This is a genomic window from Pseudomonas sp. EGD-AK9, assembly GCF_000465935.2.
Lineage (GTDB): Bacteria > Pseudomonadota > Gammaproteobacteria > Pseudomonadales > Pseudomonadaceae > Aquipseudomonas.
On record NZ_AVOF01000085.1, the window covers coordinates 20,731 to 31,138 of the forward strand.

Annotated in this window: 9 protein-coding genes; 4 read left to right on the plus strand and 5 right to left on the minus strand. The window is 65.1% G+C overall.

Annotation, left to right across the window (positions count from 1 at the left end; translation table 11 throughout):
• Positions 1-23: 23 nt before the first annotated feature.
• The 4 genes from crcB to ftsK all read right to left on the minus strand — a co-directional run bounded on the left by crcB (position 24) and on the right by ftsK (position 4,985).
• A complete protein-coding gene (crcB, locus tag N878_RS04855) occupies positions 24-404 on the minus strand; it encodes a fluoride efflux transporter CrcB (RefSeq protein WP_031302765.1) in 381 nt (126 codons plus the stop codon).
• Positions 404-1,726 (minus strand): replication-associated recombination protein A, encoded by a 1,323-nt coding sequence (locus tag N878_RS04860; RefSeq protein WP_021442561.1) that lies wholly within the window; start codon positions 1,724-1,726, stop codon positions 404-406. Before N878_RS04860 ends, crcB begins: the two co-directional genes overlap by 1 nt.
• A gap of 3 nt (positions 1,727-1,729) precedes the next feature.
• On the minus strand, positions 1,730-2,356 hold the full coding sequence (gene lolA / locus N878_RS04865) for an outer membrane lipoprotein chaperone LolA (protein WP_021442562.1): 627 nt from the start codon (positions 2,354-2,356) through the stop codon (positions 1,730-1,732).
• 193 nt (positions 2,357-2,549) lie between these two features.
• The gene (gene ftsK, locus N878_RS04870) at positions 2,550-4,985 is read right to left on the minus strand and encodes a DNA translocase FtsK (RefSeq protein WP_082457798.1); all 2,436 of its coding nucleotides are present in this window, start codon (positions 4,983-4,985) and stop codon (positions 2,550-2,552) included.
• A gap of 180 nt (positions 4,986-5,165) precedes the next feature.
• Between ftsK and trxB the strand changes: the two genes are divergently transcribed.
• The 4 genes from trxB to infA all read left to right on the plus strand — a co-directional run bounded on the left by trxB (position 5,166) and on the right by infA (position 8,121).
• On the plus strand, positions 5,166-6,116 hold the full coding sequence (trxB, locus tag N878_RS04875; protein WP_021442564.1) for a thioredoxin-disulfide reductase: 951 nt from the start codon (positions 5,166-5,168) through the stop codon (positions 6,114-6,116).
• Positions 6,117-6,177: 61 nt separating this feature from the next.
• Positions 6,178-6,858 carry a leucyl/phenylalanyl-tRNA--protein transferase gene (gene aat / locus N878_RS04880; RefSeq protein ID WP_021442565.1) on the plus strand — a complete coding sequence of 227 codons (681 nt, stop codon included), beginning with the start codon at positions 6,178-6,180 and terminating at the stop codon, positions 6,856-6,858.
• Between the two features lie 198 nt (positions 6,859-7,056).
• Positions 7,057-7,764 carry an arginyltransferase gene (locus N878_RS04885; protein WP_021442566.1) on the plus strand — a complete coding sequence of 236 codons (708 nt, stop codon included), beginning with the start codon at positions 7,057-7,059 and terminating at the stop codon, positions 7,762-7,764.
• A gap of 138 nt (positions 7,765-7,902) precedes the next feature.
• Positions 7,903-8,121 carry a translation initiation factor IF-1 gene (infA, locus tag N878_RS04890; RefSeq protein WP_002553999.1) on the plus strand — a complete coding sequence of 73 codons (219 nt, stop codon included), beginning with the start codon at positions 7,903-7,905 and terminating at the stop codon, positions 8,119-8,121.
• 62 nt (positions 8,122-8,183) lie between these two features.
• Here infA and clpA read toward each other — a convergent pair.
• Positions 8,184-10,408, minus strand: a 2,225-nt coding sequence (gene clpA / locus N878_RS04895; protein ID WP_021442567.1) for an ATP-dependent Clp protease ATP-binding subunit ClpA, incomplete at its 5' end; no start/stop codon positions are given.

The following is a 10,408-nucleotide window of genomic DNA, read 5'->3' on the forward strand; positions in this document are numbered from 1 at the left end:
GTGGAGTGTAAAGCCTTAGCGGGTCAGGATGCCAATCGGGCCAGGCTCAACCCGGCCCAGGCCGCCAGCAGACCGCCGATGATGCTGAACGCCAGGTAGCCGAAGGCTTCGACGGCGCGACCGCCCTCCATCAGCTTCAACATCTCCAGACTGAAGGAGGAAAAGGTGGTGAAGCCGCCCAGCACTCCGGTAATCAGCCCGGTGCGCAGCTCCAGCGGCAGATCGCTGCGGGTGAGAAACAGGCCGGACAACAGGCCGATCAGCAGACAACCGAGGAGGTTTACCGCGAAGGTAGCCAGGTAGAAATGCCGCGGCCAGTGACCGGCGACCCAGCTCGCGACCAGAAAGCGCATAACCGAACCGGCCGCGCCACCCAGGGCCACGGCAAGCGCCACGCGAACCATCATTTTCGCCGCCGCCTCGGACTGCTGGCGTCCAGATTGCGCAGGTGCTTGAGCTTGTCGCGAATCTTCAGCTCCAGGCCACGCGGTACCGGGTCGTAGTACTGGCGCGGTTGCAGCGCCTCGGGGAAATAATCCTCGCCGGCGGCATAGGCATCCGGCTCGTCATGGGCATAGCGATACTCGTCGCCGTAGCCGAGCTGTTTCATCAGCTTGGTCGGCGCATTGCGCAGGTGCAGCGGCACTTCCTGCGAGCCCTGTTCGGCGGCGTCGCGCATGGCCGCCTTGAATGCCGTGTACACCGCATTGCTCTTCGGCGCGCAGGCCAGATAGACGATGGCCTGGGCCACCGCCAACTCGCCCTCGGGACTGCCCAGACGCTCCTGCACGTCCCAGGCGTTGAGGCACAGGGTCAGGGCCCGCGGGTCGGCATTGCCGATGTCCTCGCTGGCCATGCGCACCACCCGCCGGGCGATATACAGCGGGTCGCAGCCGCCATCGAGCATGCGCGCGTACCAGTACAGCGCGCCGTCGGGACTGGAGCCGCGCACCGACTTGTGCAGCGCGGAAATCTGGTCGTAGAAGGCCTCGCCGCCCTTGTCGAAGCGCCTGCGGCTGTCGCCCAGCAGGTTCTGCAGCAGCTCCACGCCGATCTCGCCGCCATCCTCGGCCAGGTCGGCGGCGTTCTCGAGGAAGTTGAGCAGGCGCCGGCCGTCGCCGTCGGCGGCGGCCAGGAGAATCTGGAAGCTCTCCTCCGGCAGGCTCAGGTTACGCCCGGCCAGGCCCTTCGGCTCGCTCAGCGCACGACCCACCAGCTTGCGCATCGCCGCCTCATCGAGGCTCTTGAGCACGTAGACGCGGGCGCGCGACAGCAGCGCGTTGTTCAGCTCGAAGGAGGGGTTTTCCGTGGTGGCGCCGATAAAGATCAGCGTGCCGTCTTCCACATAGGGCAGGAAGGCGTCCTGCTGGCTCTTGTTGAAGCGGTGCACTTCGTCGACGAAGAGGATGGTGCGCCGGCCGTACTGGGCGGCGTGCTGCTGGGCCACCTCCACCGCCTGGCGGATCTCCTTGACCCCGGAGAGCACCGCGGAGATGGTCTCGAAGTGCGCATCGGTGACCTTGGCCAGCAACCGTGCCAGGGTGGTCTTGCCCACGCCCGGCGGGCCCCAGAAGATCATCGAGTGCAGGGCGCCCTGCTCCAGCGCCTCGCGCAGCGGCTTGCCCGGGCCGAGCACGTGTTCCTGGCCGACGTACTCGTCCAGGCTGGTCGCGCGCAGGCGCGCGGCCAGGGGTTGTGCGACGGGTTGCCGACCGAACAGGTCCACGCCTTACTCCTGAATGACGTCCGCCCCTTGCGGAATGTCGAAGCTGAACAGGTGATCTTCGACCGGCTCGTTCATCTTCACGTTGAGGAACAGGATATTGGTGCGCTGGCCGATGCTGTCGATCAGCTGCATGTCGTTGAGCACGCGGTTGCGGAACGACAGGCGCAGGCTGTCGAACAGGCTGTCCTTGGCCTTGGGCTTGAGGATGAAGTCGACCACGCTGCCGCCTTCCTTGTAGCTGATCTCGAAGTTCTCGCGGATCTGCGACACGTCGCCAGACAGCAGCAGCGCCGGGGTATGGGTCAGGCGCTGGTCGAGAGTCTGGATGGTCACCTGCTCCAGGTCCGGGTCGTACAGCCAGACCTTCTGGCCGTTGGACACCAGCAACTGCTCCATCGGCTCGTCGGTGTGCCAGCGGAACAGCCCTGGACGCTTGAGCACCAGCTGCCCGGCGGTTTCCTGCAGCTGGGTGCCGCTGGCGTCGAGGGTGAGCTGGGAGAAACGGGCACTGATGGTCTGCGCCTGGTTGAGCAGTTCGGTCAGGCGCTGGGTGGCCGCCTCTTCGTCGGCCTGGGCGGTCAGCAGGGTGAAACTCAGAGCGGCCAGCATCAGCAGGCGGATAACACGCATATAAACCCCTTGAAGGATGGCGAGACGTCCACGCCCCGCATTGCTCGGCCGCCGCTGGGGCCGCCGTGGAATCTTGTAGACCGCGAATCCGCCGATTTGTCCGTGGCCGCCGCGCTCAGCGGTTGTGAAGAAATCGTAGCGAGCGAAGGCAGGTCGCGTTTCGCCGGAGCGCAGTAGATCTATTCACAACCTCTCAGTCGCGCGACGGCCCGGGCGCGATCACCTCGCGCGAGCCGTTGGTGTTCATCGAGCTGACCACGCCGGCCATCTCCATCGCCTCGATCATCCGCGCGGCGCGGTTGTAGCCGATCTTCAGCTTGCGCTGCACCGCGGAAATGGAGGCGCGGCGGCTTTCCAGGACGAAGTTGACCGCTTCGTCGTACAGCGGATCTTCCTCGCTGCCCTCGCCGCCTTCGCCACCACCGCCGCCGCCCTCGAAGCCGCTGCCGGCCTCTTCGACGCCGGCGAGGATGTCTTCGATATAGTCCGGCGCGCCGCGCTGCTTCCAGGCCTCGACGACGCGGTGCACCTCGTCGTCGGAGACGAAGGCGCCGTGCACACGGATCGGCAGGCCGGTGCCGGGCGGCAGATAGAGCATGTCGCCATGGCCGAGCAATTGTTCCGCGCCGCCCTGGTCGAGGATGGTGCGCGAGTCGATCTTGCTCGACACCTGGAAGGCCATGCGGGTGGGGATGTTGGCCTTGATCAGGCCGGTGATCACGTCCACCGAGGGGCGCTGGGTGGCGAGGATCAGGTGGATGCCGGCGGCGCGCGCCTTCTGCGCGATACGGGCGATCAGTTCTTCGACCTTCTTGCCGACGATCATCATCATGTCGGCGAATTCATCGACCACCACGACTATGGTCGGCAGCGGCTTGAGCTGTGGCGCCTCGTCTTCCATGCTCTCGCGGCGGTACAGCGGGTCGGTCAGCGGCGTGCCGGCCTCGATGGCGTCCTTGATCTTGCGGTTGAAGCCAGCCAGGTTGCGCACGCCCATGGCCGCCATCAGCTTGTAGCGGCGTTCCATTTCGGCGACCGACCAGCGCAGGGCGTTGGCGGCTTCCTTCATGTCGGTGACCACCGGGCAGAGCAGGTGCGGAATGCCCTCGTAGATCGACAGTTCCAGCATCTTCGGGTCGATCATGATCATCCGCGCCTCTTCCGGCGTGGACTTGAACAGGATCGACAGGATCATCGCGTTGACCCCCACCGATTTACCCGAGCCGGTGGTACCGGCCACCAGCAGGTGCGGCATCTTGGCCAGGTCGGTGATCACCGGGCGACCGCCGATGTCATGGCCCAGGGCCAGAGTCACCGGCGACTTGGCGTCGTCGTACTCGGGCGACGACAGCACCTCGGAGAAGCGCACGATCTGCCGGTCTTCGTTGGGAATCTCGATGCCCACGGTGGTCTTGCCGGGGATCACCTCGACCACGCGCACGCTGACCATGGCCATCGAACGCGCCAGGTCCTTGGCCAGGTTGGAGATGCGGCTGACCTTCACCCCCGCCGCCGGCTGGATCTCGAAACGGGTGATCACCGGACCGGGATGCACGGATTCGACCACCACCTCGACGCCGAACTCCTTGAGCTTGATCTCCAGCAGGCGCGACATGGCCTCCAGCGACTCGGGCGAGAACTGCTTCTGCTTCTTCTCGGCGACGTCGAGAATGGAAATCGGCGGCAGGCTGCCTTCGATGGCCGTGTCGACGAACAGCGGCGCCTGTTTTTCCTTGAGCACGCGCTTGCTCGGCTCGGCCGTCTTGGGCGGCGCGGGCGGGGTGATCACCGGCGCCGGGCGTTTCTCGCGCTCGCTCATGTGCTTGCTCAGGGATTCTTCGCGCTCAAGCAGGCGCTCCTTGACCTTGGCCTGCTCGCGGCGATCGCTGACCACCGGCGCGGCCACCTCGCTGACCCGCTCGTCAAGCTCGCGCAGCTGCACTTTCATCTGCTTGCGTTCGTTGCGCGCGTTCCACCAGCCGGTGATGGCGCCGTTGATCAACTCGATCAGGTCCAGGGTGATCTTGCCGGTCAGGTCCATCACGCGGAACCAGGACAGGTCGGTGAACACGGTCAGGCCGAACAGGAACAGCGCCAGGAACAGCAAGGTGCTGCCCTGCACGTTCAGCGCGTGCACGGCCAGGTCGCCGAGGCTGGCGCCGAGCATGCCGCCGCCGGAGCCCTGCATGCCGGCCGCAGCCGTGAAATGAATGTCGCCGAGCGCCGCGCCCGACAGAATCAGGAATACCAGGCCGATGCTGTGCCAGGAGAACAGCCAGCCGTTCCAGTGCCAGGGCTGGTTGCGCGTGCGAAACACCTGCCAGGTCTTGATGCCCAGCAGCAGCGGGAAGATGTAGGCGAAATAGCCCAGGGCGCCGAACAGCGCGCTGGACAGCCAGGCGCCGATGCTACCGCCGGCGTTAAGAATGCGCTCGACCTGCACGCTGTTGTCCCAGGCCGGATCGGCGACGTTATAGGTCAGCAGCGTCATCAGCAGGTACAGGCACAGCGCCGCCAGGGCAATCAATGCGCCCTCCTTCAGTCGATACTGAAGTTTCTGCCGCCAGTCCGGAATCTGCGTGGTGGAATTCTTCAAAACAGCCATTTCCTGCGCCCCTGGCGCGTCCATCTGATGGTTAACCGCAGAACGCGGACATTGTACGGATTTACCCCAGGCCCGTCGCCCACCGGCCAATCGCCAAGCTCCCGCACCCGCCCCGCTTCGGTGTAGCATAGCCGGCAGCAGCTTCCATGCGGCTCAATTGGAGCACGCATTCTCTTTTGTGACAAAGGCTTATGGGGTTTTTTTATGAGCGAAGTCAAGCATTCACGCCTGATTATCCTGGGCTCCGGCCCTGCCGGTTATAGCGCAGCCGTCTACGCCGCTCGCGCCAATCTAAAGCCCGTGGTCATCACCGGCATCCAACCCGGCGGCCAACTCACCACCACCACCGAGGTGGACAACTGGCCGGGCGACGTCGAAGGCCTGACCGGCCCGGCGCTGATGGAGCGCATGCAGAAGCATGCCGAACGCTTCGACACCGAGATCATCTACGACCACATCCATACCGCCGAGTTGCAGAGCCGTCCCTTCGTACTCAAGGGCGACAGCGGCACCTACAGCTGCGACGCACTGATCATCGCCACCGGCGCCAGCGCCCAGTACCTCGGCCTGCCCTCGGAAGAAGCCTTCTCCGGCAAGGGCGTATCGGCCTGCGCCACCTGCGACGGCTTCTTCTACCGCAACCAGGTGGTGGCGGTGATCGGCGGCGGCAACACCGCCGTGGAAGAGGCGCTGTACCTGTCCAACATCGCCAAGGAAGTGCACCTGGTTCATCGCCGCGACAAGCTGCGCTCGGAGAAGATCCTGCAGGACAAACTGTTCGACAAGGCCGCCAACGGCAATATCAAGCTGCACTGGAACCACACCCTCGACGAGGTGCTGGGCGACCAGACCGGCGTCACCGGCGTGCGCCTGAAGAGCACCGAGAACGGCGCCACCAAGGAACTGCCGCTGGCCGGCGTGTTCATCGCCATCGGCCACAAGCCCAACACCGAGCTGTTCACCGGCCAGCTGGAGATGCGTGACGGCTACCTGCTGATCAAGGGCGGCAGCGAAGGCAACGCCACCGCCACCAGTATCGACGGCGTATTCGCCGCCGGCGACGTGGCCGACCACGTCTACCGTCAGGCCATCACCTCCGCCGGTGCCGGCTGCATGGCTGCACTGGACGTCGAGAAGTTCCTCGAAAGCCATTGATCCACCCGGGCGAGCCGCTTCGCTCGCCCTCTCCCCTGCCCTGCTCCGCCGGACACCCCGCATGCTGACCTGGCTGCAACGCGACTCCCTGGCATTCCCGTCACTGGCCAAGGCCATGCGCGAGCCCAACGGTTTGCTCGCGGCTGGCGGCGACCTCAGCGCCGATCGCCTGATCGGCGCCTACCGCCACGGCTGCTTCCCCTGGTTCCAGGACGGCCAGCCGATTCTCTGGTGGTCGCCCGATCCACGCACCGTGCTGTTTCCCGATGAACTGCATCTCTCCCGCAGCCTGGCCAAGCTGCTGCGCCAACAGCGTTATCGGGTCAGCTTCGACCGGGATTTCGCCGCGGTGATCCGCGCCTGCGCCGCACCGCGCGATTACGCCGACGGCACCTGGATCACCCCGAGCATGCAGGACGCCTACCTGGAGCTACACCGCCGCGGCATCGCCCACTCGGTGGAGGTCTGGCAGGGCGAGGAACTGGTCGGCGGCCTCTATGGCCTGGCCATCGGCCAGCTGTTCTTCGGCGAATCCATGTTCAGCCGCGCCGACAACGCCTCCAAGGTGGGGTTCGCCACCCTGGTCGACAAGCTGCGCCAGTGGGGCTTCGTCCTGATCGACTGCCAGATGCCCACCCAGCACCTGCACAGCTTCGGCGCCCGCGCCATCCCCCGCGCGGCTTTCGCCGACTACCTGCAGCGCCATCTGGACCTGCCCAACACGGCAAACTGGCTCGCCTAGGGCGTCGCGGGCACCGATCCGTGCGCGAAGCTGCAACGCCGTATGGCCCGACGGACTGTCCGCCGGCGCTGCAAGCGCTCGGCGCTCCGATCCGCCCTACACCCCCGAATCCACTCGCACCACTGGCAGCCTGAGGACCTGTAGCTTGCAGCCGAACTTGGCTTACACTCTTAGGCAAGGCTTTACCGAGACACCGCCATGACCGAGCTGGCCCGCCTGAAGTTCTACGCCACCCAGCCTCATCCGTGCAGCTATCTGCCCGAAGAACAGGCCACCACCCTGTTTCTCGACCCCAGTCAGCCCATGGACGTGCTGGTCTACGCCGAACTCTCGGAAATGGGCTTTCGCCGCAGCGGCGACCACCTCTATCGCCCGCATTGCCAGCAGTGCACCGCCTGCGTTCCGGCGCGCATCCCGGCCTCGGCGTTCACCCCTAATCGCCAGCAGCGGCGTATCCTCAAGCGCAACCAAGACATCAGCGTGCGCCCCGTGCGCCCGGCCTTCACCGAGGAGTACTACGCGCTCTACGTGCGCTACATCGAGCAGCGCCACGCCGATGGCGACATGTATCCGCCGAGTCGCGACCAGTTCTCCACCTTCCTGGTGCGCGACCTGCCGTTTTCGCGTTTCTACGAATTCCGTCTGCGCGGTCGCCTGGTAGCCATAGCCGTGACCGACCTGCTGCCCAACGGCCTGTCAGCGGTCTACACCTTCTACGACCCCAGCGAAGAGCGCCGCAGCCTCGGCCGCTTCGCCATCCTCTGGCAGATCGGCGAAACCGCGCGCCTGGGACTGCAGGCCGTCTATCTCGGCTACTGGATCAAGAACTGCCGCAAGATGAACTACAAGACCCAGTACCGCCCCATCGAGCTGTTCGTCAATCAGCGCTGGACCCTCCTGACCTAGAGCCTCGCGCGCACCACCGAGCAAGCTCTCCCCGCCAAGCCCCTTGGCGCAGCCTCCTGTTTTCGGGCACAATGCACGCCGCTTTTGCCTGGCGCCAGTTGCACCGGGCCATTTCCTGGATACCGAGGGCTTTACTGCATGTCGAAAGAAGACAGCTTCGAAATGGAAGGCACTGTCGTCGACACCCTGCCCAACACCATGTTCCGCGTGGAGTTGGAAAACGGGCACGTCGTTACCGCGCACATCTCCGGCAAGATGCGCAAGAATTACATCCGCATTCTCACTGGTGACAAGGTGCGCGTCGAGCTGACACCTTATGACTTGAGCAAGGGCCGCATCACCTACCGCGCCCGTTAAGCCAAGCACCAAACGAAAACGCCCGGCATATGCCGGGCGTTTTCGTTCGTCTTTCCAGCCGATCAGGCGACTTCTGCCGCCGTCTCGTACTCGAAGCTCGGCTCGCCATCCTTGATGTCGATGTGCACCACACCGCCATGCTCGGCCAGCTCGCCGAAGAGGATTTCCTCCGCCAACGGACGCTTGATCTTGTCCTGGATCAGGCGCGCCATCGGCCTGGCGCCCATCATGACGTCGTAACCGCGCTCGGCCAGCCAGCCGCGCGCCGCATCGCTGACCTCCAGGGTGACGCGCTTGTCCTCCAGCTGCGCCTGCAGTTCGGTGAGGAACTTGTCGACAATGCTCTTGATCGTCTCGTGGCTCAGGCGGCCGAACTGGATGATGGTGTCCAGGCGGTTGCGAAACTCCGGAGTGAAGCTCTTCTTGATCACTTCCATGGCATCGGTGGAGTGATCCTGCTGGGTGAAGCCGATCGACGCCCGCGCCGCGGTTTCCGCCCCGGCGTTGGTGGTCATGATCAGGATCACGTTGCGGAAATCCGCCTTGCGCCCATTGTTGTCGGTCAGGGTGCCGTGATCCATCACCTGCAGCAGCAGGTTGAAGACTTCCGGATGGGCCTTCTCGATCTCGTCGAGCAGCAGCACGCAATGCGGCTGCTTGGTGATCGCCTCGGTCAACAGACCGCCCTGGTCGAAACCGACGTAGCCGGGCGGCGCGCCGATCAGCCGTGACACGGTATGCCGCTCCATGTACTCGGACATGTCGAAGCGCACCAGCTCGATGCCCATGGCCTTGGCCAACTGCCGGGCGGCCTCGGTCTTGCCCACGCCGGTGGGGCCGGCGAAGAGGAAGGAGCCGACCGGCTTGTCCGGCGCCTTGAGCCCGGCGCGCGACAGCTTGATCGCCGTGGCCAGCGAGTCGATGGCGGCATCCTGACCGAATACGGTGAGCTTGAGGTCGCGCTCCAGGTTGCGCAGCAGCTCCTTGTCCGAGCTGGATACGTGCTTGGGCGGAATCCGCGCGATCTTCGCGACTATGTCCTCGACCTGGGCGACCTCGATGCGCGGCACGCGCTTGTCTTCCGGCTGTAGGCGCTGATAGGCGCCCGCCTCGTCGATCACGTCGATGGCCTTGTCCGGCATGTGCCGGTCGTTGATGTAGCGCGCGGCCAGCTCGGCCGCCGCACGCAGGGCCTCGTCGCTGTACTCGATATGGTGATGCTGCTCGAAACGCGCCTTGAGCCCCTTGAGGATGCCGTAGGTGTCGTCGACCGACGGCTCGACCACGTCGACCTTCTGGAAGCGCCGCGCCAGGGCGCGATCCTTCTCGAAGATGCCGCGAAATTCCTGAAAGGTGGTGGAGCCGATGCAGCGAATCTCGCCAGAGGACAGCATCGGCTTGAGCAGGTTGGAGGCATCCATCACCCCGCCGGACGCCGCACCGGCGCCGATGATGGTGTGGATCTCGTCGATGAACAGGATGGCGTGCGGGCGCTTGCGCAGCTCGTTGAGCAGCGCCTTGAAGCGCTTCTCGAAATCGCCGCGGTACTTGGTACCGGCCAGCAGCGCGCCGAGGTCCAGGGAATAGACCACGCTGTCGGCCAGCAGATCGGGTACCTGCTCGTCGACGATGCGCTTGGCCAGGCCCTCGGCGATGGCGGTCTTGCCGACGCCAGCCTCGCCGACCAGCAGCGGGTTGTTCTTGCGCCGCCGGGCGAGGATCTGCGCCACGCGCTCGACCTCGTGCTCGCGACCGACCAACGGGTCGATGCGCCCCTGACGCGCCAGTTCGTTCAGGTTGCTGGCGTAGGCGTCCAGCGGATTGCCGGAGGCCGAGGCCTCGCCTCCCTCTTCGTCCTGCATCTCCTGGTCGTTCTCGTGATGATCGCCGTGCCCCGGCACCTTGGAGATGCCGTGAGCGATGTAGTTGACCACGTCGATACGCGCCACGCTCTGCTGCTTGAGCAGGAACACGGCCTGGCTTTCCTGTTCGCTGAAGATCGCCACCAGCACGTTGGCGCCGGTGACTTCGCGCTTGCCCGAACTCTGCACATGGAACACCGCGCGCTGCAGCACGCGCTGGAAGCCCAGAGTTGGCTGGGTTTCGCGCTCTTCGTCGTGCTGGGGAATCAACGGCGTGGTGGAGTCGATGAACTCCTGCAAATCATGGCGCAGCTTGTCGAGATTGGCTCCACAGGCGCGCAACACGCTGGCCGCCGCCTCGTTATCCAGCAAGGCCAGCAGCAGGTGCTCGACCGTCATGAACTCATGACGCTTGGCGCGCGCCT